Origin of the sequence: Stappia stellulata DSM 5886, from assembly GCF_000423705.1 — a bacterium.
GTDB lineage: Bacteria > Pseudomonadota > Alphaproteobacteria > Rhizobiales > Stappiaceae > Stappia > Stappia stellulata.
Map to the genome: position 1 here is coordinate 609,788 of NZ_KE384082.1, position 23,537 is coordinate 633,324.

A 23,537-nucleotide genomic window follows, 5' to 3' on the forward strand; every position below is an offset into this window, starting at 1 on the left:
CGATGACACAGTCCAAGCCTCCCCTTCTCGACGTGCGCGGCCTGTCGCTTTCGATCGCAACCGGCGGCAGCCTAATGCCGGTCGTGCGCGATCTCTCCTTTTCCCTCAACGCCTCCGAGACACTCGGCATCGTCGGGGAATCGGGCTGCGGCAAGAGCCTGACGTCGCTTGCAATCATGGGCCTTCTGGAGGGAACGCCGGTGCGCGTCACCGGCGGCGAGATCCTCTTCGAAGGCCGCGACCTGCTGACGCTTCCGGCGCGCGAACGCCGCCGCATCATGGGCAACGAGATGTCCATGATCTTCCAGGAGCCGATGACCAGCCTCAATCCGGTCTACCGGATCGGCGACCAGATCGTGGAGACGATCCGCGAGCATCAGCCGATGTCGAAGACGGCTGCCCGCGCGCGCGCCGTCGAGCTGCTGCGCATGGTGCGCATTCCCGACCCGCAAGGCCGGATCGACAGCTATCCGCACCAACTTTCGGGGGGCATGCGCCAGCGCGTGATGATCGCCATGGCGCTGGCCGGCTCGCCGCGCCTGTTGATCGCGGACGAGCCGACGACCGCGCTCGACGTGACCGTTCAGGCCCAGATCCTCAAGCTGATCGCCGATCTTCAGTCGGAGACCGGCATGGGCATCATCCTGATCTCGCACGATCTCGGCGTGATCGCCGAGACCTGCGACCGCATCGCGGTGATGTACCGGGGGCGCGTGGTGGAAAGCGCGCAGACGCGCGATCTCTTTGCCAGGATGCGCCACCCCTATACGCGCGGCCTGCTGGATTCCATCCCCGAGCCCGATGAAGACGTCGAGCGCCTGCCGACGATCCCCGGCCGGGTGCCCGGTCTCGACGAGCGGGTCGACGGCTGCGCCTTCCACCCGCGCTGCGCGCGCGCCTCCGACATCTGCCGCGAACAGGACCCGGCCGAAACCGCCTTCGGCGGCGGACATGCCGGGCGCTGCCACCACCCGCTGGAGCCGGACGCATGACCACCGACGCTGAACGCCCCCTCCTCAGGGTCCGCGACCTGAAGACCCACTTCACGCTGAAGGCCGGCGGTCTTTTCAGCGGCACCAGGAAAGTGCTCAAGGCCGTCGACGGCGTCTCCTTCGATCTCGCGCCGGGCGAGGTTCTGGGCATTGTCGGCGAGAGCGGCTGCGGCAAGTCCACCGTCGGGCGCACGCTGACCCGTCTGGAAGACGCGACCGGCGGCACGGCCGAATTCGACGGCCAGGAGATGCTCTCGCTTTCGAAGGCAGATTTCCGCCCGCTGCGCCGCGAGATCCAGATGATCTTCCAGGATCCCTTCGCCTCGCTCAATCCGCGCCTGACCATCGAGCAGACGCTGAGCGAACCCGTGCGCATCCACGGCCTGGAGACAACGCGCGAGGCCATCCGCGAACGCATCGCCCGCACGCTGACCCAGGTTGGCCTGGACCCGAAGGTGATGAGCCGCCATCCGCACGAGTTCTCCGGCGGTCAGCGCCAGCGCATCGGCATCGCCCGGGTAATGATCGTCGAGCCGAAGCTCGTCATCGCCGACGAGGCGGTCTCCGCGCTCGACGTTTCGATCCAGGCGCAGGTGCTGAACCTGATCAAGGACCTGCAGACCGAGAGCGGCATCTCGATGCTGTTCATCTCCCACGACCTCGGCGTCGTGCGGCATATCTGCGACCGCGTGGCGGTGATGTATCTCGGCCGGATCGTGGAAACCGCCCCCAGGGCGACACTGTTCTCCGCGCCCTCGCACCCCTACACGAAGCTTCTGCTCGCCTCGATCCCGCGCATCCGCCCGGGACGCGTCGCCGCCGAAGACCGGGGCGAGCCTGCCAGCGCCGCGGCCCCGCCGCCCGGCTGCCCGTTTCATCCGCGCTGCGGACTCGCCACCGACATCTGCCGCAGCGAGCGGCCCCTGCCGGTCGATCTCGGCAACGGACAATTCAGCGCCTGTCACCACGCCGGCAACCAACAAGGGGAGGCCGCGTGATGGCCGAGAACAAACGCGTCTACGTCGGATCCGTGGCAACGGAAACCAACACGTTTTCCCCGCTGCGCACCGACATGCAGGACTTTCGGGACAGTTTCTATGCCCCACCCGGCGAGCATCCCGTGACGCCGACACTGTGCAGCGCGGTGTTCCCGGTCGCGCGCGAGCGGTCCCGTCAATACGGCTGGACCCTGGTGGAAGGCACCGCCGCATGGGCGGAACCCGGCGGCGTGGTCAACCGCGCCACCTGGGAAACCTTGCGCGATGCGATCCTTGGCGAGATCGAGGCAGCCCTTCCGCTCGACATCGTCCTGCTCGGCCTGCATGGCGCGATGATCGCGGAGAGCTGCGACGACTGCGAGGGCGAACTGCTGGAAAAGGTCCGCCAGCTCGTCGGCCCAAACACCGTGATCGGCGCGACCTTCGACCCGCACAGCCACCTGTCGGCGCGCCGGACCGAAAACGCCGACCTCGTCGTCGTCTTCAAGGAGTTCCCGCACACCGACTTCGTGATCGCGGCGGAAAGCCTGGTGGATCTCGCCCACCGTACCTCGACCGGCGCCGTCTCCCCGGAAATCTCCGTCTTCGACTGCCGGATGATCGAGATCTTCCCCACGAGCCGCGAACCGATGCGCGGCTTCGTCGACCGGATGAAGGCGATGGAAGGGCATGACGGCGTGCTCTGCGTCTCCGCGATCCACGGCTTCATGGCAGCCGATGTCGCCGACCTCGGCAGCAAGATCGTCGTGGTCACCGACGGCAAGAAGGCAAAGGGCGACGCGCTGGCGCAGAAGCTCGGCATGGAGCTCTTCTCCTATCGCGGTCGCACGCGTCCGGATTTCCTGACGCCGCAGCGCGCGCTGGAGCTGGCGGACAGCTGCGCCGGCGCTCCCATCGTCGTGGCCGATGTCTGGGACAATCCCGGCGGCGGGGTCGCGGGCGATTCCACCATCATCCTGCGCGAGATGCTGGCGCGAAAGATGGAGAATGCCGCGCTTGCCTCGATCTGGGATCCGGTCGCGGTGCGCACCTGCATTTCCGCCGGCGAGGGTGCTGTGCTGCCGCTGCGTTTCGGCGGCAAGATGTCGGCCACCGCCGGCGACCCGGTCGACGCGACCGTGCGGGTGCGCAAGGTGGTGCGCAACGCGGTGCAGAGCTTCGGCGAGAGCATCGTGCCGCTCGGCGACAGCGTCTGGATCAGCATCGAGGGCGTCGACGTCATCCTCAACACGGTGCGCTCGCAGATCTTCAGCCCCGACGCCTTTTCCAACCTCGGCATCGATCCGGCATCCCGCAAGGTGCTGGTGGTGAAATCGACCAATCACTTCCACGATGCCTTCTTGCCGGTGGCGTCGGACATTCTCTACGCTGCGGTCGACGGCCCCTACCCCAACGACCCGGCCACCAACGCCTACACCAAGCTGACGCGCGCCATCTGGCCGCGCGTGAAAGACCCCCACGCCCTCAAGGCAACGGGAAGCTGACCCGCCCGAAGGATTTCCTCTCAATGACCGTTCACGCCCCCGAGACCCCGGCCCTCGTCATCGACGAGCGCGTCGCAAGGGCCAACATCGCCCGCTTCCAGGCCCATTGCGAGGCGGCCGGGCTGGCGCTGCGCCCGCATATCAAGACGCACAAGCTGCCGCTCTTCGCCCGCGACCAGATCGCGGCCGGCGCCTGCGGCATCACCGTGCAGAAGGTCGGCGAGGCGGAGGTGATGGCCGATGCGGGCATCGACGACATCCTGCTGACCTACAATATTCTCGGCGTCGACAAGCTCGCCCGGCTCGCCGCCGTCGCCCGCCGGGTGGAGCGCCTCGCCGTCGTCGCCGACAGCGCGGTGACGGTCGCGGGCCTCGGCGCGGCGTTTTCGCGCGAGGAACGTCCGCTCACCGTGCTGGTGGAATGCGACACGGGTGCGGGGCGCTGCGGCGTGCCGTCGCCGCAGGCGGCAGCCGGTCTCTCCGCCACGATCCACGAAACCGGCGGCCTCGTCTTCGGCGGGTTGATGACCTACCCCGCGCCCGGCGGCCAGAGCGCCGTCGAGACCTTCATGCGCACGGCGAAAGCCCTGATCGAGGCGCAGGGCATCGCCTGTGCGACGATCACCAGCGGCGGCTCGCCGGACATGTGGAAGGCGGGCGGCGAGACGGTCGTCACGGAGTATCGCGCCGGCACCTATATCTACAATGACCGCTCGCTGGTCGCGGGCGGCGCGTGTTCGCTCGACGATTGCGCGCTCACCGTTGAGGCGACCGTGGTCAGCACGCCGACGCCGACGCGCGCCATTCTCGATGCCGGTTCCAAGGCGCTGTCGTCGGATCTTCTCGGACTTACCGGACATGGCACGATCCTCGGGCATCCGGAGGCGGCCATCGTCGGGCTCAGCGAAGAACACGGCATTGTCCACACCACCCGCGAAAACGAATTCGAAATCGGCCAACGCGTCGCCATCGTGCCGAACCACGCCTGCGTGGTGACCAACCTTTTCGATTTCGCCTGGCTGAAAGGCAACGACGGCGTGCTTCGCCGAACCGCCATCGCCGCGCGCGGGCGAATGACCTGACGCGGACCCTGCCGGTCGACTTTGCACCCGGCCGGCATGACCCGTCGACCGGAGCCGCGCGTCCCCCGCGCCCGCCATTGCGGGCGGACGCGTGATGCCAAGAGTGCAGAACGATACGCCGGCGATTAAAGCGCCAGATAGTCCTGGCGCAGGTCCTCGTTGTCGAGCACCTCCTGCGCGGTGCCGTCGAAGACGATCTCGCCCATGTCGAGGATCAGCGCGCGGTCGGCCAGATGCAGGGCGGCGATCGCGTTCTGCTCGACGATGATCGTGGTCATGCCCAGCGCCTTGATCTCCTCAAGCGTGCGTTCGATCTCCTGCACGATCACCGGCGCGAGCCCCTCGTAGGGCTCGTCCAGCAGCAGCAGCTTCACGTCGCGGGCCAGAATGCGGGCCAGCGCCAGCATCTGCTGTTCGCCGCCCGACAGCGTGGTGCCCTCCTGGTTCCTGCGCTCGGCGAGCCTGGGAAACAGCTCGTAGATCCGCTCCAGCGACCAGCCCCGTGGCGGAGCGATCTGGGCAAGCTTGAGGTTTTCCTCCACCGTCAGCCCCTGAATGATGCGCCGGTCCTCCGGCACCAGGCCGATGCCGTTCTGCGCGGCCTGATAGGCCTTCATCTCGTGCAGCGGCTTGTGGTCGAGCCAGACCTCGCCATGCTTGACCTGCGGGTCGTCCACCCGGGCAATCGCGCGCAATGTCGAGGTCTTGCCGGCGCCGTTGCGGCCGAGCAGCGCAACGATCTCGCCCTCGCGCACGTTGAAGCTGACGCCCTGCACCACATAGCTTTCGCCGTAATAGGCGTGAAGGTCCCAGACGGAGAAATAGGCCCGCTGCCCGCCCTGCGCCTTTTGCGCGGGAACGCCCGGCGCCTGTCCCTTCCAGGGATCGTCAGGGATCAGGCCGTCGCCCGTCTTTGCGGAAGTCGGCTCGGCCGGCGTTGTGTCGTTCATAGGTGCGCCCCTCCCAGATAGGCTTCCTGAACCTTCGGATTGCCTTTGATATTGCCCGGCACGTCCTCGACGATCACCGTGCCCTGTGCCAGCACCGAGATCCGGTCGGCAAGCGAGAACACGACATGCATGTCATGCTCGATCACCACCATGGTGATGCCGCGCTTGGCGATCTGCTTCAACAGGTCGATGGTGTTGTTGGTGTCGGCCCGTGCCATGCCGGCGGTCGGCTCGTCGAGCAGCAGGAGTTTCGGCTTTTGCACCAGGCACATCGCCAGTTCCAGCCGCCGCTTGTCGCCACGCGAGAGCTGGCCCGCGACATGGTCCGCCTTGGCCTCCATGCCGAGTTCCGCAAGCATGGTCATCGCTTCGTCCCGGATCTCGCGCTCTTCGCCGACACTCTTCCAGCCATTGACCTTGAACGAGCCGTCGCGCCGCGCGAAGGCGGGGATCATCACGTTTTCCAGCAGTTTGAGATCGGCGAAGATCTCCGGCGTCTGGAACACGCGACTGACCCCGATCTGGTTGATCCGGTAGGGCTGGATGCCGAGCAGCGACTGGCCGTCGAACATGACCGACCCGGTGTCCGGCTCCAGCCGCCCGACGAAACAGTTGAGGAGCGTCGACTTCCCCGCGCCGTTCGGTCCGATGATCGCGTGGACGCTGCCTTCCTGGATGTCCAGATTGACATCGTTCAATGCCTTGAGCCCGCCGAAGCGCTTGTTGACGCCCTTTACTTCAAGAATGCCCATGACGCCTTCACTCCGCCGCCGACGGCGCGGCGGCCGTCGTTGTGTTGTTCCTGTCTTCCGGCGGTTTGCGCCGGAACAGCCGGCCGATGCGCTGGCCGCCCTCCACGATGCCGCCCGGCAGGAAGATCACCACGAGCATGAAGACGATGCCCAGCGTCAGGTGCCAGCCCTTGCCGATGAACGGATAGACAATGGCCACGACGAAATCCTCCAGCCCGTCGGGCAGGAAGGAGAACCACTGGTGCAGGATGTTGTCGTTGATCTTGGAAAAGATGTTTTCCAGATACTTGATCAGGCCCGACCCCAGAACCGGTCCGATCAGCGTTCCCGTGCCGCCGAGGATGGTCATCAGCACCACTTCGCCAGACGCCGTCCACTGCATGCGCTCAGCCCCCGCCAGCGGATCCATCGCCACCATCAGCCCGCCGGCAAGCCCGGCGTACATGCCCGAGATCACGAAGGCCGCCAACGTGTAGGGCCGGGAATTGAGGCCGGTGTAAAGCATGCGCTGCTGGTTGGACTTCACCGCCTTCAGCATCACGCCGAAGGGCGAGCGGAAAATCCGGATCGACACGTAAAAGGCGATCAGCATCACGGCGGCACAAAGGTAGTAGCCGGCGTTGAAGGTGAACAGCCAGCCGCCCATCGACAGTTCGAAGCCGTCGCGCATCGCGATGCCGAAGAAGTTCGTCATCGGGATCGACCCGTCGGCCGTCTGGCTGACCCCGAGGATCCGCGGATCGTTGAGCGAAAGCTGCAGGCCCGTCTCGCCGTTCGTGATCGGCGTCAGCACCGAATAGGCGAGCGAGAACGACATCTGCGCGAAGGCCAGCGTCAGGATCGAGAAGTAGATGCCCGACCGGCGCAGCGAGATGAAGCCGACAAGCAGCGAAAACAGACCCGCGAAGATCACCGAGACGATGATCGCCGGCACGACGTTCATGGTCAGAAGCTTCATCATCCACACGCCGGCATAGGAGCCGACGCCCAGAAAGGCGGCATGTCCGAAGGACAGGTAGCCGGTCAGCCCGAACAGGATGTTGAAGCCGATGGCGAAGATCCCGAAGATCACGAACCGTTGCATCAGGTCCGGATAGCCGGCGTTGAACTGCGCGAGATCCGACTCCACGGGGAAGGGATTGAGGATGACCGGCGCCAGAAGCGTGATCGCGATGACGATCGCAAACAGCATCAGGTCCTTGTTGTTCAGTCCGAGCATGACGTTATCCCTCCATCACACCCTTGCGGCCGAGCAGGCCGCGGGGACGGGTCAACAAGATGATGATCGCCACCAGGTAGATGATGATCTGGTTGATGCCGGGCAGCAGATTCACGACCTGCGACATGGAGGCGAAGGATTCCAGGATGCCGAGCAGGAAACCGGCCGCCACCGCTCCGGGCAGCGAGCCCATGCCGCCGACAACGACAACGACGAAGGACAGCACCAGGAAGTCCATGCCCATGTGATAGTTGGGCGAGTTGATCGGTGCATACATCACGCCCGCCAGCCCCGCGACACAGGCCGCGATGGCGAACATGATGGTGAAGCGCTTGTCGATGTTGATCCCGAGAAGACCGACGGTTTCGCGGTCCGCCATCCCGGCCCGCACCACCATGCCGAAGGTGGTGTATTGCAGGAAGGCAAAGACCGCGCCGATGACGATCGCCGCGAAGGCGAAATAGACGAGCCGCCAGTAGGGATAGATGATCGTGCCGGCCTCCATGCCGACCAGTGCGCCGAAATCGAAGCTGCCGATGAAGGCATCGGGTGCCGGCGTCGGGATCGGGTTCGCACCGAAGAAGTACTTGATGATTTCCTGCAGGACGATGGCAAGGCCGAAGGTGACCAGGATCTGGTCCGCGTGCGGACGCTTGTAGAAATACTTGATCAGGCCGCGCTCCGTCGCGATGCCGACGGCGACCATGACCGGTATGGCGAAGACGATCGCGAGCGGCACCGACCATTCGATCATTGCGCCGCCGATCTCCGGACCGAACCAGTTTTCCACGTAAGGCGTCTTCACCTTGAGGGGGTTGCCGAGAAAGTCGGTGCGGGAGGGATCGATGGTCTCGGTGGAGAGCCGCAGGATCGCATTCAGCGTGACCGCGCAGAAAGCGCCCAGCATGAACAGCGCGCCATGCGCGAAATTGACGACCCCGAGCGTGCCGAAGATCAGTGTCAGACCAAGGGCGATCAGCGCATAGGCGCTTCCCTTGTCCAGTCCGTTCAGGACCTGCAGGATGATGGCGTCCATTTTATTGTCCGTTTTGGCGAAGCGACCTGAAAAGACGAGGGAACCGGCTGCGCGTGACGCGCAGCCGGAACGTCGTTTGCCCTGCGGCCGGCGATCAGGCGCCGGAGTTGCAGGTGCCCAGATCGCCGCCGGCGAACATCGGATGGTCGGGCGGATAGGTGACCTGCGCGGCCGGCGTGACTTCGACGATCTCCAGAAGGTCGAACTCCGAGGTCGGGTTTTCCTTGCCCTTCACGACGAGCACGTCCTTGAAGCACTGGTGGTCGTCGGCCCGGTAGAGCGTCGGGCCATTGCCCAGCCCGTCGAACTCGTAACCTTCCAGCGCCTCGACGACCGAGCACGGATTGAACGAACCGCCCCGCTCCACGGCGTCCGCATAGAGCAGCGTCTGCACGTAGCAGGTATGCGCCGCCTGCGAGGGCGGGAAACCGTACTTCTTGCCGAAGGACTGCACGAAGGCGATCGAGCCCTCGTCTTCCAGCGACCAGTGCCAGTTCGTGGACCCGAAGATGCCCTTCACGTTCTCGCCGGCGCCCTTGGCCATCAGCCGCGAATAGAGCGGCACGATGATCTCGAAGTTCTTGCCGTTGACCTGGCGGTCGCGCAGGCCGAACTGGACCGCGTTGGTGAGCGAGTTCACCATGTTGCCGCCGTAGTGGTTGAGCACCAGCACGTCGGCGTCGGACTGCAGGATCGGCGTGATATAGGCCGAGAAGTCGGTTGCCGCGAGCGGGGTGAGAACGTTGTTGACCGTCTCCCAGCCCATGGCCTCGGTCGCCGAGGCGATCGATTCCTGCTGCGTCCAGCCCCAGGTGTAGTCGGCGGTCAGGTGATAGGCCTTGCGATCCGTGCCGTAGGCATTCTTCAGCACCGGCGCGAGAGCCGCCGCGGACATATAGCCGTTGAAGAAGTGGCGGAAGCCGTTGGCCTTCTTGTCCTTGCCGGTCGTGTCGTTGGAGTGGGTCAGGCCGGCCATGAAGATCACGCCGGCCTCCTGGCAAAGGCTCTGAACCGCAACCGCGACTCCCGACGACGACCCGCCGGTGATCATGATCGCGCCGTCCTTCTCGATCATCGACTTGGCGGACGCGCGCGCTGCATCCGACTTGGTCTGCGTGTCGCCGGTGACGAACTCGACCTTCTTGCCGAGGATGCCGTTGCCCTTCAGCGCCTTCGACGAGAAGGTGTTGAGCATGCCGCCGTCGCCCTCGCCGTTGAGATGCTCGACGGCAAGCTCGTAGGCGCGAAGCTCGTCAGCCCCCTCGTCGGCATAGGGACCGGTCTGCGGAACGTTGAAGCCGAGCGTGACGGTACCGCCCGTCGGCTCGTTGTTGAAGGCATTTGCGTTGCGAATGAAAACATGCGGTGCCGCGAGCCCGACGCCGACGACACCGGCTGTCTTGATGAGCCCGCGACGGCTGATTGGTCGCTTTATCATGAAATATCTCCTCCAGCATTTCCCTGCGCCCGCCGTTTCACGGGCCTTTTCTTGGGATGAAAGCGTACGCAAGGTCACTCTCGATCCGAAGGGTCAGCGTTCCGGAAACACCAGAAGTCCGCAACTCTCATTTAGTATAATATGGCGATTAAACGGCACGGCGTTTTCTCCCAAAATCAACATTCAGGATAAACCGCAAAAAATCATGTATAAATAATTGTGCAATGCAGCATAATACTTAGTTTCATCGTATAAATTGCATAAAATTTGCGCAATCAATATATTCATACAGAAAATTCAAAAAACATAATTCAATTATCACGTTAAATACATATTATACTACAAACAAATTACAATCCGGGTTTTCACAACTTTCAAACTCACAGAAATCGCGGCGCACAGGCTGATCTCTAGGCATGACCTCAGCGCCACGCGGGGCCTCAGGGTGTGGCCAGCGACGCCGAGGACTGCCCCCGTGCCTTTCGCTCTGCCTCCAGCTCCGCAATCTTCAGGTCGATATGGGACCGATCGAGCAGGCCGGACACATCCTGCGCTGTCGGCAGGGTTTCCGCCACATGCAGGAAGCGCTCTCCGGCAACCGCCAACAGACGGCGCAGTTCGGCAAGCGGGTCGCCGTGATCGTCGGCGCGGATGTCGAGCCAGGGATAGGCCTCGCCGCGGGTGATCCGAAGGGCCGCGGACTGCTTGCCGCGCCTGTCTCCGCCCGCGGCCTCGCCCGCCTCCATCGCACGGAGCAAGCGCTCCGCAAATTCCAGATCGCCGCCGTCCCGATAGGCGGCAAGGGTTGCCTCCAGCACCTGCGGCCCCGCCAGCATGTTGCCCGCGACCGACACGTTGTCCGCCACCAGATGCCCTGCCCAGTCGACGCAGTTCTCGCCGGTGAAAGCCGCATTTCGCCCTTGCGCGTCGATCACATGCATCTGCCGCGAATGACGGCCGGCGTCGCGCCCGGTGACGGTCTCCATCACCGTTTGCGCCTGCTCGCCGCGCTTCAGCATGTCGAGCCCGTCGGTGCCGTAGAGCGGACTGACGAAGGCCTGGGTGGCGATCGCGCCGGCCTGCCCGTGCATATGCGGCACCAGCGCGCCCACGGCGAAGAAGCGGCTGGCAACGGCGATGCCGAAGGCGCCGGTGCGCGCATCGCGCGCAACAATCGAATAGGTCATCCTCGTCTCCTCTTCGTTCAGCGCAGGCGAATTGCCCCCTTGCGTCCGCCCCCGGCACGGCTGGCCGGCCGCTATCGCCCGATGGCATAGGCCTGCATCAGCCGCGGCGTCGCCGCCGCCTTCAACAGGCCGTCCGCCTCGCGCTTTGCGGCGGTGAGACGCCCGACGGTCCAAGGCGGCGCCACATCGAGGATATGGCCGCGCGTGCGCAGGGCATTCAGCACGCCCTCGCCGAAGTTCTCCTCGACCATCACATGGCCCGGCGCGCGCTTGCGCGGATGGAAGGAGGCCGGGAAATGGGTGGTGTGAAACAGCGGCATGTCGATGGCCTGCTGCAGGTTGAGGTCGTGATGCACCAGCCTGAGGAACAGCGACAGCTGCCACTGGTCCTGCTGGTCGCCGCCGGGCGTGCCGAAGGCAAGCACCGGCTTTCCGTAGCGCGAGGCGAGGCTCGGCGTCAGCGTCGTGCGCGGCCGCTTGCCCGGCGCAAGCGAGGTCGGCAGGCCCGGCGTCATCAGGAACATCTGCGCGCGCGAGTTGAGGCAGAAGCCGAGACCGGGGATCACCGGCGAGGACTGAAGCCAGCCGCCCGACGGCGTGGCGGAGACCATGTTGCCCCAACGGTCGATGACGTCGATATGCACCGTGTCGCCGCGCCGCTCCGACAGATGCGCCATCGTCGGCTCGTAGACCCCCGTTTCCGACACGCCGAGCGCATCGATGGCGGCAAGCGCGCGGGCGCGCTGATCCTCGAAGCCGGGAACGGCGCCGGGCCTGAGATCGTAGGAGGCCTGCAAGCCGATCAGCCTGCGACGCTCCACATTGTAACTGTCCGACAGAAGGTGCTGCATCGGCACCTCGGCGAAATCGGGGTCGCCGTAATAGACCTCGCGGTCGGCATAGGCGAGCTTCATCGTCTCCGCGACCAGATGGACGAAGTCGGCCCCAGCCGGATCCAGCGAAGCGACATCGAGTCCCTTGAGGATCGCCAGGCTTTGCAGCAGGACCGGCCCCTGCCCCCAGGGCCCGGTCTTGGCCACGCTCCAGCCGTGGTAATCGTAGGTGAGCGGCGCCTCGACGGTTGCCTGCCAGCCGGCGAGGTCCTCGCCCGTCATCACCCCCTTGTGGCGCTGTCCGCTGCCGTCCATCGCCTCGGTCTCGCGCAGGAAGGTATCGATCTCCTCCGCGATAAAGCCGCGGTAGAAGGTGGCGCGCGCCGCCTCGATCTGCGCCTCGCGGCCCGAAACGGCCTCGGCTTCGCGCAGCATCCGCTTCCAGGTCTCCGCCAGCACCGGGTTCTTGAACAGCGCATGCGCCTTCGGCGCGGAGCCGCCGGGCAGCCAGGTCGCGTGCGAGGTGGGCCAATGCTCCTCGAAGAAGCCGTCCAGCCCCGCGATGGTCGCGCTGACGCGCGGCAGCACCGGATGGCCGGCCTCGGCATAATGGATCGCCGGTTCCAGCACCTCGCGCAGCGGCAGGCTGCCGTGATCGCGCAGCATCAGCATCCAGGCGTCGAAAGCGCCGGGGATCACCGTCGCCAGCAGGCCGTCGCCCGGAATGAGGTCGATGCCCTCCGCCTTGTAACGCTCGATGGTCGCGCCCGCCGGCGCCCCGCCCTGCCCGCAAATCACCTCGATCCGGTCCTGGCCAGCGTCATAGACAATCGCCGGCATGTCCCCGCCCGGACCGTTCAGATGCGGCTCGACGACCTGCAGGACGAACCCCGTGGCCGCCGCCGCGTCGAACGCATTGCCGCCGATCTCCAGAATGCGCATGCCGACGGCCGAAGCGATCCAGTGCGTCGAGGTGACAACGCCGAAGGTGCCCTGGATTTCCGGGCGGGTGGTAAAGGTGGACATGGGAACTCCCGAAATTTCTTGTTTGATTGTTTTGGTCAGCTTTCGCGCGGGTCGAGCGCGTCGCGCAGGCCGTCGCCGAGTAGATTGAAGCCGAGCACGACGAGGAAGATCGCGGCCCCCGGCCACCACGCCATCCAGGGCGCCTGGGTCATGAAGTTCTTGGCGACGTTCAGCATCGACCCCCAGCTCGGATAGGGGGGCTGCTGGCCGAGGCCGAGGAAGGACAGGCTCGCCTCCGCGATGATCGCCGTGGCAATCGTCAGCGTCGCCTGCACGAGGATGGGCGCAAAGACATTGGGCAGGATGTAGCGCGACATGATCGCCACATCGCTCAACCCGATGGCGCGCGCGCCCTCCACATAGTCTTCCGTCTTGACGCTGAGCACCTGACCACGGGTCAGGCGGATGAAGATCGGCGTCGCCGACAGGCCGATGGCGATCATCGCATTGGTCAGGCTCGGGCCGAGAAAGGCGGCCAGCGCAATGGCCAGGATCAGGAACGGCGTCGCCAGAAGTGCGTCGGTCACCCGCGAAATCGCCTGATCCGTCCAACCTCCGAAATACCCCGACACCAGCCCGAAGGGCACGCCGATGACGACCGCGATCAGCACCGACACGACGCCCGCCAGCAGCGAGGCCTGCGCGCCCCAGATCATGCGCGAGAAGATGTCGCGGCCGATCTCGTCGGTGCCGAGCCAGTAGAGCGCCGACGGCGCCTTGCGCACCGCGGTCCAGCTCGTTGCGGTCGGGTCGGCGATGGGCAGCAAGGGCGCCAACGCTGCGACGATCACGAAGAAACCGACGATCAACGCGCCGATCAGCGCGCCGCGGTTGCGCTTCAGCTTGCTCCAGACCCGGCTCTGGCGCCGGGGCGCGACCCCGTCTGAGGCGGGAGAAACGGTTGCACCGGTCACTGGGCGTTCCTCATGCGCGGATTGAGAAGGACATAGAGAACGTCGGCGATCAGGTTCATCAGGATGAAGCCGGCGGCCGTGCACAGCACGACGCCCTGCACCACCGCGTAATCGCGGGTGAAGACCGCATCGACGATAAGCTTGCCGAAACCGGGAATGGTGAAGATCTGCTCGGTCAGCACCGCACCGGCGAGCAGCTCGCCGAAGAGCAACGCGCCGAGCGTCACCACCGGCAGCAGCGCATTGCGGAAGGCATGCTTGATGACGACGACGCGCTCGCTCAGGCCCTTGGCGCGGGCGGTGCGCACATAATCGGCCTTGAGCACGCCAAGCATTGCCGAGCGGGTGTGGCGCATCAAGGTGGCGGCGAGCGCCGTTCCCAGCACGAAGGCCGGCATGATCATCGTTTCCAGCGAGCGCACGGGATCGACGAAGATCGATTCGTAGCCCGACGCCGGAAGCCAGCCGAGATTGACCGACACCAGCAGGATCAACATGATCCCGAGCCAGAAATTGGGGATCGACAGACCCGACAGCGCCAGGAAGTTGGCGATATAGTCGACCGGTCCGCCCTTCTTCACGGCGGAGAGGATGCCGGTGGGAATGCCGATCGCCATGGCGATGATCATCGCCATCACCGCGAGCTGGATCGTCACCGGCAGCTTGTCGGCAATCAGCGACAGCACCGGCTGGTTGGTTCTGAGCGAAACGCCGAGATCGCCCTGCAGCAACCCGCCAACCCAATAGAAATACTGATACAGGATCGGTTCGTTGAGATGGTATTTCTCGCGGATGAAGGCGAGTGTCTCCGGGTCGCGTTCCTCACCCGCCAGCACCAGCGCGGGATCGCCCGGCAGGAGCTTTTGCAGGGTGAAGACGAAGATCGACACCAGAACCAGTGTTGGCAGCGCGATCAGCAGGCGGCGGGCGATAAAGGCAAGCATCACGCTGGTCCTGTCGCGATAGAAAGAAGGGCGGGACGCCGGGTCATCGGAAATCGACCACGGCGGTCCGGCGGCGGCCGAGGAATTCCATTGCGGCCTGACCGAAGTCACGCCGGCCCTGGCCGAGATACTCCACGAACCTTTCGGGGCGGGACAGCGGCCGGCGCACCTTTTGCTCCCGTTCCTCGATGCTCGTGTCGGGATCGACATCTGGCGACGGTTCCACCGCCTCCAGCCATCGCTCCTGCACGAAGGGCGCCGGGTCCATCTGGTAGTTCACCAGCCGGCCGTGCAGCGGGGAGCGTTCGGTGAACAGAAGTTCGTCGACCTCGTCGCGAAAGCGCAGCGTTTCTCGAAGCAACCGCTGCGCCGCGTGCCGGGTGACAACATAAGCGGCGGTGCAGTCGTGGGAGGAATACAGCCGTGTGACGGCATGGCGCGCGGCCTGTGCGACATGCCCGCGGGCAAGCCACACCGGCTTGCGGTTGGTCTCCAGTTTCACGAGGTCGGCGTCGGGCGGCACCCAGTCAACGTTGGAAAACAGCGCCCCGACGTCCTCGCCCGGCACCACGTCGTCCTCCAGCACGACCCCGTGCGGCAGCCCCCTGTCGACGATCCGCTGCCAGCAGGCGCGGTGGCTCAGGAAACAGGCGACCTCGCCGCGCGTCAGACGCCCCCAGTAGCCAATACCGTCCACGTGGCGCGCGATGTCGGCATCGCCGAGAAGCCGCGCATCCACCGCCGGCATACGCTCGAAGACGACCCCTTGGGCACGAAGCCGCCCGCCGAGCCGTTCAATACGGTCCGGAGCCCGGTCGAGATTGATCACAAAGGTCTGCATCCTGGTCATGTTTTACGCTTCAGGCGGGTCGTGTCGTCATGAAAACGCGAGGGGCGGCATGCCCGCCCCTCGCTGGAACCGGTCAGGCCGGATCAGGACTTGAACTTGACGTTCTCGAGCCGGATCATGCCGTCGGGATAGGGGGTGAAGCCCTCGATCTTGCCATCGAGCGCCCAGATCCACGTCGGATGGTACAGATAGATGATCGGCATGTCGTTCGCGAGAATGGCGCGGGCCGCATCATAGCTCTTTTTCCGCTCGGCGAGATCGTTGCTCGTGCGCGCGGCATTGAGCAGGCGGTCGACCTCGGGGTTGCAGTATTTGGAATCGTTGATCCCGCCCTTGCAGGTCATGAACTGGTGGATGTTGCCGTCCGGATCGACACGGCCCGACCAGCCCACCTGACTGGCCTGGTAGTTGCCGCCCGACTGGTCGGCAAGCAGGCTGGCGAACTCCATCGACTTGAGCTTGACGTTGAAACCGGCTTCCGCCGCCATCGCCTGGACCACCTGCATCATCTGCGTCTGCACGGGGTTGTTGGCGACCTGCACCTCGACGTCCAGCGTCTCGTAGCCGGCTTCCTTCATCAGTTCCCTGGCCTTGGCGACATCACGCGCGGGCACGGGATGCGACTTGTCATACCAGGGGCTCGTGGACGGATAGGGCTGGTTGCCAGGTGCGAAGGCGCCCTCGAACACCACCTGGTTGATCGCGTCGCGATCGAGCGACAGCGAGAATGCCTGGCGCAACTTCGGCTCGTTGCCGAAGGGGTTGTCGCCGCGTTCGCCATTGTCGACGTTCACGGTGATGCCCTGGTAGCCGAGGCTGACGGCTTCCGCGTAAACGAGATCCTCATCGCCCTTGACAGCGGCCGCGTCCGTGGCCGCCAGACGCTCCAGCATGTCGAGATCGCCGGCGCGCAGGTTGGCAAGACGCACGGTCGTGTCGGGGATCGGCAGAAAGGTGACGGTGTCGAAGTTGATCGCGTCCGCGTTCCAGTAATCGGCGAACTTTGCCAGAACGATCCGGTCCTGCTGCACGCGCTCGACGAAGGTGAAGGGTCCAGAGCAGATCGGGTTTGCACCGAAGTCGGTGCCGGCGGCGGCCGTTGCCGTCGGCGACAACATCATGCCGGCGCGGTCGGCGAACTGTCCAAGCAGCGTCGCGTCGGGTGCGTTGAGGGTAAAGGCGACCTGATGCGGGCCGGTCACGGCAACGCTTTCGATCGACTTGACCTCGCTCTTGCGCCGGCTTTCCGGCATGGTCTTGGAGCGGTCGATGTTGGCCTTGACCGCCTCCGCGTCGAAGGCCGTTCCGTCGTGGAAGGTCACGCCCTCGCGCAGGTCCATCGTCAGCGTCAGCCCGTCGTCGGACCACGACCAGTCCGTTGCGAGCTGAGGAACGATTTCCAGCTCCGGAGTGATGTCGACCAGCTTGTCGCAGAGCGAGGCATAAACGATGCGGCCGACGAACGTGCGCGACTGGTCCGGATCGAGCACGTCCGGGTCGTCCTGAAGACCGATGCGAAGATCGGCCGCCTGTGCCGTCAGCGCCGTGGAGGCGCCAAGGGCGAACAGCATTGCAGCTAGCAGTTTGGTTTTCATCTAACGCTCCTCTGGTGGGATGAAGTCGGTCGATCCCTGCCGGATCTTGTGACGGCGGCTCCGCAAGGGAAGCGCGCCCGGGTGCCCGGCTGTGGCGATACGGACACGGCATCCGGCGACGGTCGCCCGGCGCCGTGTCCGGCAACGTGTCGTCCCTCGCGGGACGAAACAAGAAGACAAGGACCAAGGCCCGCGATCATGGCGTGCGATCCGAGGCCGCTGCTGTCCCGGCGAGACTGTGTTCCCGGTAAAGCGCGAAACGCCGCTCGGCCGCGTGCGAATGCGCCGGTGTCTCCGCGGCCGACGGAATGCCGGCGCGCGCCTCTTCCCAGTGATGACAGGCGACCATCCTGTCGTGTGCCACCGTGGCGAGCGGCGGACGCTCGACCTTGCAAATTCCGCTCGCCAGCGGACAGCGGGTGTGGAAGCGACAGCCCGGCGGCGGCGCCAGCGGCGAGGGAACATCGCCCGTCAGCCCGGAATCCACCTTGCGGCTGCGCGGCGAGGGAATGGGAATCGCGCGCATCAGCGCCTGCGTGTAGGGATGCAGCGGTGCATCGTAGAGCGTGTCGGTCTCGCCCTGCTCGACGATCTCGCCCAGATACATCACCGCCACCCGGTCGCTCATATGCCGGATCACCGCCAGATCATGGGCGATCAGCACCAGCGTCAGGTCGAACTCCGCCTTCAGCTCCTCCAGCAGATTGATGACCTGGGCCTGGATCGAGACGTCGAGCGCGGAAACAGGCTCGTCGCCGATCAGCACCCTGGGCCCGCAGGCAAGCGCGCGGGCGATGCCGATGCGCTGGCGCTGCCCACCGGAAAACTCGTGCGGATAGCGGTTGGCGTATTCCGCCCTGAGGCCGACGCGCCGCAGGAGATCGGCAACCTGCTGCGGGCGGGACGCGCGGGTGCCGATGCCGTGTACCCGCATCGGTTCCTCGACAATCGCCCCGACGGTCATGCGCGGATTGAGCGAGGAAAAAGGGTCCTGGAAGATGAACTGGAGATCCTTGCGCAACCGCCGCATCTCCCGCTCCGGCAGGTCGCTGATATCCGTCCCGTCGTAGAGGACCTGCCCCGAACTCGGCCGCAGCAGCCGCAAGAGCAGCCGCGCCAGCGTCGATTTCCCGCAACCGCTCTCGCCGACGATGGCCAGGGTCTCGCCGCGCCGAACGCTCAGCGACACGCCGTCGACGGCCCGCACCACCTGCGGCGTCGCGAGAAACGACGAGCCGACCTTGAAGCGCCGCGCCAGATCGCGCGCTTCGAGCACATAGTCGCCCCGGGCGGGCGCCCCGGCTCCGGCGTTGTCATGGCCCTTCCCGTTCATGCCGCCACCCCGCCAAATGTTGTCTCCAGCGGCGCGTGCACGCAGGCAACACGGTGCCCGGGCGCCTGCGAGGCGTCGACCCGGCGCAGCGGCGGCGCCTCACGGCGACAGGCCTCGCTTGCGAAAGGACAGCGCGGCGCGAACCGGCAGCCGTCCGGCATCGTGTCGACGGTCGGCACCATGCCCGGCACGGTCGCAAGGCTTCCCGTGCGCTTGCCGAGCGAGGGCACGGAACTCATCAGGCCGATTGTGTAGGGATGCTGCGGGTCGTCGAACACCGACGTCACGCTGCCCTGCTCCACGACCCGGCCGGCATACATCACCGCGACCGTATCGGCGATCTCCGCAACGACGCCGAGGTCGTGGGTGATCAGGATCAAGGCCGTGCCGCTTTCGTCCTGAAGCGTGCGGATCAGGTCGAGGATCTGGGCCTGGATCGTCACGTCAAGCGCGGTCGTCGGCTCGTCGGCGATCAGGAGCTGCGGGTCGTTGGCAAGCGCCATGGCGATCATCACGCGCTGGCGCATGCCCCCCGACAGCTGGTGCGGATAATCGTCCAGACGCTTCTCCGGCGCGGGAACCTTGACCCGGCGCAGCATCTCCAGCGCCCGGGCGCGGGCTTCCCGCTTGCCGATCCGGCGATGCCGCAGGACGATCTCGGCGATCTGGTCGCCGACGGTATAGACCGGATTGAGCGAGGTCATCGGTTCCTGGAAGATCATCGAGACGCGGTCGCCGCGGATCTCGCCGAGTTCCCGGCGCGTCAGACCGAGAAGGTCGCGCCCCTCGAACATCGCCCGCCCGGACAGGATCTCGGCCGGCGGCACCGGCAACAGTCCCATGAGCGACAGCGCCGTCACGGACTTGCCGCAGCCGCTTTCGCCGACGATGCACAGGGTCTCGCCCGGATTGACCGACAGCGACACGCCGTCGACGACATTCGCCTGCGCGCCCTTGAAGCGGATGGACAACCCGTCGAGGGTGAGGAGCGGCTCGCCTGGCGAACCGGCGCGTCCCGTTTCGTCACTCGGCATCGGCGGTCTCCTCCGTCGATTGCAGCAGCAGGCGCTCCTGAAGCGCCAACAGGTGTCGGCGCATCGCCCGCTCGGCCGCGACCGGATCGCGCCGCTCGATGGCGTCGAGCACCTCCGAATGCTGCGAGGTGTAAAGTTCTGCCGTGCCGTGGGTGCGCAGGGCTTCGCGCACGTGACGCCAGGTCTCGTCCTGACGCACCCGGTCGACGACCTCGAAAACGGCAAGGAAAAGCGTGTTGCCGGCGGCCTCGGCGATGGCCCGGTGCAGCGCCCCGTCCCAGAGCTCGCGGCTGTCCATGTCCTCCGCCTGCCACACGCTGTCGCACAAGGCCCGCATCCGCGCCACGTCGGCGGCCGAGGCCCTGACGGCGGCAAGCCGCGCAAGCGCGGGCTCCAGCCGCAGGCGTACCTCCATGACCTCGAACATGTTGCTCATCTGCGGAAGCTGCGCCATCTGGCGCGCGCCGGTCAGCCGCGTCGCGGCGCCGATGAAGGTGCCGGCCCCCTGGCGCCGCCAGATGCGCCCTTCCGCCGCCAGCACATCGAGCGCCCGCCGCACGGCGCGGCGGCCGACGCCGATCTGCTCGGCAAGCTCGCGTTCCGTGGGTAGCTGCTCACGCGCCTCCAGCTCCAGCTGGTCGACAATGATGCGCAACCGCTCGAGCGCGAGGCTTGAATTCCGGGGCGATTGGGATGTGTCTGACAAGACGTACGAACCCTTGCGAACCTTTATCAGCATTGGTTTCATTATTTGCCACCGACGCTGAATAGGCAAGCCCTCCGGGACAGCTTGCTGCGCATAAATTTCAATCAGCCTGCCAAAAAAATAACTTTGTGAAATATCCGTCCCTTAAAACGTCCATAAAAACGCGGTGCGTGCCGAAGACGCAGAACCAATCCGCAATTTTGGTATCCTTGACGCCCGGTGACGGCAGGATTGGCTTGCGCCCCTTCGCCTGACATGAATGATCGAAAGCCAACACCGACCGCGCCGTGTCGCGCGACCATTCAGGGAGCGAAACGATGGCGGATGCCGCCTTTGCCGGACGTGTCGTGCTGATCACCGGCGCCGCCGGCGGGTTCGGGGGCCTGCTCGCGGCGCGTCTTGCCGAAGCGGGCGCGAAGCTCGTTCTCGGCGACCGCGATGCGGCGGGACTTGAGCGGCGCGCCGCAAACCTGCGCGAGAGCGGGGCCGACGTCCTCGCAAAGCCCTGCGACGTGACCCGCGAGGCGGAGGTCGAAGCGCTGGTCGCCGCCGCCGTCTCCGCTTTCGGGCGGCTCGACATTGCGGTCAACAATGCCGGTGCCACCGGCGCTGTAAAGCCGCTGGTGGAGACGACGGAAGCCGATCTCGATTTCGCCCTTGCGGTGAACGCCAAGGGCGTGTTCTTCGGCGTCAGGCACCAGATCCGCCAGATGCTGACACAAGGTGGCGGCGCGATCCTGAACGTCAGTTCGCTCGCCGGCATCGGCGCGGGGCCGAGGCTTGCCGCCTATTCGGCCGCGAAACACGCGGTGATCGGCATCACCCGCACGGCGGCGGTCGAACACGCCCGCGACAACATCCGCGTCAATGCGATCTGCCCCTATTACAGCCCGACGCCGCTTCTGAGCGAGGGCCCGCTTGCCGGACGCGCCGACCGGCTTGCCGCCGGATCGCCGATGAAGCGCTTGCCGGAGCCGGCGGAAGTCGTCGCCGCAATGATCGCGCTGATCTCTCCCGACAACAGCTATGTGACGGGTCAGGCGCTTGCCGTGGACGGCGGAATTTCCGCCTATTGAGCAGGGCGCAGCCACTCTCCGGCGCAATTCGAGAGGAGCGCGCGTCCGCCCCGGTCATGCGGGCACCGGCCCACCGGGCGTGTCTTGCAGGCCCGGGCATGACCCTGCCGCCCCCGACTGGGGCGGCATCCTCACCGTCGAGACCAGACAGGCCGCGCCCTCACCGCGCCAGCGCGTTCGGGATATAGAGCGCGATCTGCGGCCAGGCGATGACCGAGGCCAGCGCCACGATCTGCAGCACCACGAAGGGAATGACGCCGCGATAGATCATGCCGATGGTCACGCCCTTCGGCGCGATGCCGCGAAGGTAAAACAGCGCATAGCCGAACGGCGGGGTCAGGAACGAGGTCTGAAGGTTCACGGCAAGCGCAATCGCGAACCAGACCAGCACCTGCTCGGGCGGCAGGCCGAAGTCGAGCGCCGCCACCACAGGAGCAACGATGGGCACGACCACCAGCGAGATTTCCACCCACTCCAGGAAAAAGCCGAGCACGAAGACCAGCGCCATGATCATGATGAAGACGACATAGGGGTTGCCGTCGTGGATCGCGAAGGCATCCGCGATCAGCGCATCGCCGCCGAGCTTTCGGAACACGACGGAAAACACCGTCGCGCCCATCATCACGAAGATGATCATCGCCGTGGTCTTGGTGGTGTCGCGCAGCGCCGAACTCAGGGTTTTCCAGTCGAGCTTGCGCGAAACAAGCGCGAGAAGCATGGCGCCGAGCGCGCCGATGGCCGCCGATTCCGTCGGCGTGGCGATGCCCGCGACGATGGTGCCGAGCACCGAGACGATCAGGATCACCGGCGCCAGAAGGTCGAGCGCAAGCGAGGCAACCGCCGACCAGAACGGCTTTTGCTCGGCAGCTTGTGCCGGGGGCATGCGATGCGGCTGGAAAATGGCGACAAGCACCAGATAACCGATGTAGAGCCCGCCGAGCAGAAGCCCGGGCCCGACCGCCGCCATGAACAGGTCGCCGACGGAAACGCGCAGCTGGTCGCCGAGCACGATCAGCATGATGCTGGGCGGAATGAGAATGCCGAGCGTGCCGCTTGCCGCGATCAGGCCGGAGGAGATCTTCGGGTCGTAGTTGTTCTGCAGCATGGTCGGCAGCGCCATCATGCCCATCAGCACGACGGAGGCCCCGATGATGCCGGTCGATGCCGCCATGATCACGCCGATCACCGCGACGGCGAACCCGTAGCCGCCCGGCAGTCCGCGAAAGATCGCGGCGAGCGACTTCAAGAGCCGCTCCGCAATGCCGGAGCGCTCCAGCATCAGCCCCATGAAGACGAAGAGCGGGATCGCGATCAAGAGCCAGTTGGTGAGAATGCCGGAATACATGCGCGACACGGTGGTCGACAGGAACAGCATCGGCACGCCGGCGAGAACGGCGAAACAGATGCCGATGCCGGCAAGCACGAAGGCGACCGGATAGCCGGCGAAAATCCCGCCCATCAGGCCGATGAGCATCAGGACGGGCCAGAAGGCATCTTCCATCATCGGGCCGGCCTTTCCATGTCATCCGCGGTCGACCCGGGCGCGGGCCGGCCGAAGAGAAAGGCCGCGGTCGAAACGATCCGCGCAAATGCGGTCGTTCCAAGCAGGAAGAACCCGGCCGGAATGCAGGCCTTCACGAACCAGCGGTCGATCATGCCGCCATAGGTGGAGCCTTCTCCGGTGAGATAGGCGCGATAGGCGAATTTGGTGCCGAACCAGACGACAATCGCGCAAAAGGGCAGCAGAAAGAACAGGTCGCACAGCATGTCGACCCAGGCCTTGCGCCGCCTGGAAAAATGCGCGGCGAGGAAATCGACGCTGACATGCTCGCGGTCGCGATAGGCATAGACGCCGCCGAAGAGCACCACCATGGCGAAGATGTGCCACTGCAGGTCCAGCATGCTGTTGACGGTCAGCGCCTCGTCGAAGAAGGGCACGCTGCCCTCCCAGTCGGCGAGACGGTTGATGCCGAGCTGCGCGGCAAGAACCCCAAGGCAGACCGACAGGATCAGCGGCAGGATCAGCCACCCCACGATCGTTCCGGGAAGCGCGCAGGCATTCCCCACTGTTTCACCAAGCCGTTTCAC

At 65.5% G+C, this 23,537-nt stretch carries 21 protein-coding genes; 5 read left to right on the plus strand and 16 right to left on the minus strand.

The window, feature by feature from the left end:
• Positions 1-2: 2 nt before the first annotated feature.
• The 4 genes from G572_RS0115175 to G572_RS0115190 are packed head-to-tail and all read left to right on the plus strand — an operon-like array spanning position 3 to position 4,556.
• Positions 3-992: an ABC transporter ATP-binding protein gene (locus G572_RS0115175; protein ID WP_029059202.1), complete on the plus strand. Its 990-nt coding sequence runs from the start codon at positions 3-5 to the stop codon at positions 990-992.
• Entirely contained in the window at positions 989-1,990 is a 1,002-nt protein-coding gene (locus G572_RS0115180) for an ABC transporter ATP-binding protein (RefSeq protein WP_029059203.1), read from the plus strand. The genes G572_RS0115175 and G572_RS0115180 overlap by 4 nt, the downstream gene beginning before the upstream one ends.
• A complete protein-coding gene (locus tag G572_RS0115185) occupies positions 1,990-3,474 on the plus strand; it encodes a M81 family metallopeptidase (protein ID WP_037546938.1) in 1,485 nt (494 codons plus the stop codon). The genes G572_RS0115180 and G572_RS0115185 overlap by 1 nt, the downstream gene beginning before the upstream one ends.
• A gap of 23 nt (positions 3,475-3,497) precedes the next feature.
• The gene (locus tag G572_RS0115190) at positions 3,498-4,556 is read left to right on the plus strand and encodes an alanine racemase (protein ID WP_029059205.1); all 1,059 of its coding nucleotides are present in this window, start codon (positions 3,498-3,500) and stop codon (positions 4,554-4,556) included.
• 125 nt (positions 4,557-4,681) lie between these two features.
• Here G572_RS0115190 and G572_RS0115195 read toward each other — a convergent pair whose 3' ends face one another.
• The 14 genes from G572_RS0115195 to G572_RS0115260 all read right to left on the minus strand — a co-directional run bounded on the left by G572_RS0115195 (position 4,682) and on the right by G572_RS0115260 (position 20,373).
• Entirely contained in the window at positions 4,682-5,506 is an 825-nt protein-coding gene (locus G572_RS0115195; protein WP_051242457.1) for an ABC transporter ATP-binding protein, read from the minus strand.
• Entirely contained in the window at positions 5,503-6,258 is a 756-nt protein-coding gene (locus G572_RS0115200; RefSeq protein ID WP_029059207.1) for an ABC transporter ATP-binding protein, read from the minus strand. The genes G572_RS0115195 and G572_RS0115200 overlap by 4 nt, the downstream gene beginning before the upstream one ends.
• A 7-nt stretch (positions 6,259-6,265) precedes the next feature.
• Positions 6,266-7,477, minus strand: a complete 1,212-nt coding sequence (locus tag G572_RS0115205) for a branched-chain amino acid ABC transporter permease (protein ID WP_029059208.1) — start codon at positions 7,475-7,477, stop codon at positions 6,266-6,268.
• 4 nt (positions 7,478-7,481) lie between these two features.
• Positions 7,482-8,513 (minus strand): branched-chain amino acid ABC transporter permease, encoded by a 1,032-nt coding sequence (locus G572_RS0115210; RefSeq protein WP_029059209.1) that lies wholly within the window; start codon positions 8,511-8,513, stop codon positions 7,482-7,484.
• Positions 8,514-8,607: 94 nt separating this feature from the next.
• Positions 8,608-9,951: a substrate-binding protein gene (locus tag G572_RS0115215; protein WP_029059210.1), complete on the minus strand. Its 1,344-nt coding sequence runs from the start codon at positions 9,949-9,951 to the stop codon at positions 8,608-8,610.
• Positions 9,952-10,391: 440 nt separating this feature from the next.
• Entirely contained in the window at positions 10,392-11,138 is a 747-nt protein-coding gene (locus G572_RS0115220) for a DUF1028 domain-containing protein (RefSeq protein ID WP_029059211.1), read from the minus strand.
• Positions 11,139-11,209: 71 nt separating this feature from the next.
• Positions 11,210-12,997, minus strand: coding sequence for a gamma-glutamyltransferase family protein (locus G572_RS0115225; protein WP_029059212.1), 1,788 nt, complete (start codon positions 12,995-12,997; stop codon positions 11,210-11,212).
• 35 nt (positions 12,998-13,032) lie between these two features.
• Complete coding sequence (locus G572_RS0115230) at positions 13,033-13,911, minus strand: ABC transporter permease (protein ID WP_029059213.1); 879 nt, start codon at positions 13,909-13,911, stop codon at positions 13,033-13,035.
• A complete protein-coding gene (locus G572_RS0115235) occupies positions 13,908-14,855 on the minus strand; it encodes an ABC transporter permease (RefSeq protein ID WP_029059214.1) in 948 nt (315 codons plus the stop codon). Before G572_RS0115235 ends, G572_RS0115230 begins: the two co-directional genes overlap by 4 nt.
• Positions 14,856-14,898: 43 nt before the next feature.
• Complete coding sequence (locus G572_RS24145; protein ID WP_051242458.1) at positions 14,899-15,705, minus strand: glycosyltransferase family 25 protein; 807 nt, start codon at positions 15,703-15,705, stop codon at positions 14,899-14,901.
• Positions 15,706-15,788: 83 nt separating this feature from the next.
• Positions 15,789-17,300 (minus strand): ABC transporter substrate-binding protein, encoded by a 1,512-nt coding sequence (locus G572_RS0115245; RefSeq protein ID WP_029059215.1) that lies wholly within the window; start codon positions 17,298-17,300, stop codon positions 15,789-15,791.
• A 196-nt stretch (positions 17,301-17,496) separates the two neighbouring features.
• On the minus strand, positions 17,497-18,633 hold the full coding sequence (locus G572_RS24150; RefSeq protein ID WP_051242460.1) for an ABC transporter ATP-binding protein: 1,137 nt from the start codon (positions 18,631-18,633) through the stop codon (positions 17,497-17,499).
• Positions 18,630-19,667: an ABC transporter ATP-binding protein gene (locus tag G572_RS0115255; RefSeq protein ID WP_029059216.1), complete on the minus strand. Its 1,038-nt coding sequence runs from the start codon at positions 19,665-19,667 to the stop codon at positions 18,630-18,632. The genes G572_RS24150 and G572_RS0115255 overlap by 4 nt, the downstream gene beginning before the upstream one ends.
• The gene (locus G572_RS0115260; protein ID WP_029059217.1) at positions 19,657-20,373 is read right to left on the minus strand and encodes a FadR/GntR family transcriptional regulator; all 717 of its coding nucleotides are present in this window, start codon (positions 20,371-20,373) and stop codon (positions 19,657-19,659) included. Before G572_RS0115260 ends, G572_RS0115255 begins: the two co-directional genes overlap by 11 nt.
• Before the next feature lie 317 nt (positions 20,374-20,690).
• On the opposite strand from G572_RS0115260, the gene G572_RS0115265 reads away from it, so the two are divergent.
• Complete coding sequence (locus tag G572_RS0115265; protein WP_029059218.1) at positions 20,691-21,449, plus strand: SDR family NAD(P)-dependent oxidoreductase; 759 nt, start codon at positions 20,691-20,693, stop codon at positions 21,447-21,449.
• A gap of 160 nt (positions 21,450-21,609) precedes the next feature.
• Here G572_RS0115265 and G572_RS0115270 read toward each other — a convergent pair whose 3' ends face one another.
• Both G572_RS0115270 and G572_RS24155 read right to left on the minus strand, forming a co-directional pair.
• Positions 21,610-22,953, minus strand: a complete 1,344-nt coding sequence (locus tag G572_RS0115270) for a TRAP transporter large permease (RefSeq protein WP_245566230.1) — start codon at positions 22,951-22,953, stop codon at positions 21,610-21,612.
• Positions 22,950-23,537 (minus strand): TRAP transporter small permease subunit, encoded by a 588-nt coding sequence (locus G572_RS24155; protein WP_156884643.1) that lies wholly within the window; start codon positions 23,535-23,537, stop codon positions 22,950-22,952. The genes G572_RS0115270 and G572_RS24155 overlap by 4 nt, the downstream gene beginning before the upstream one ends.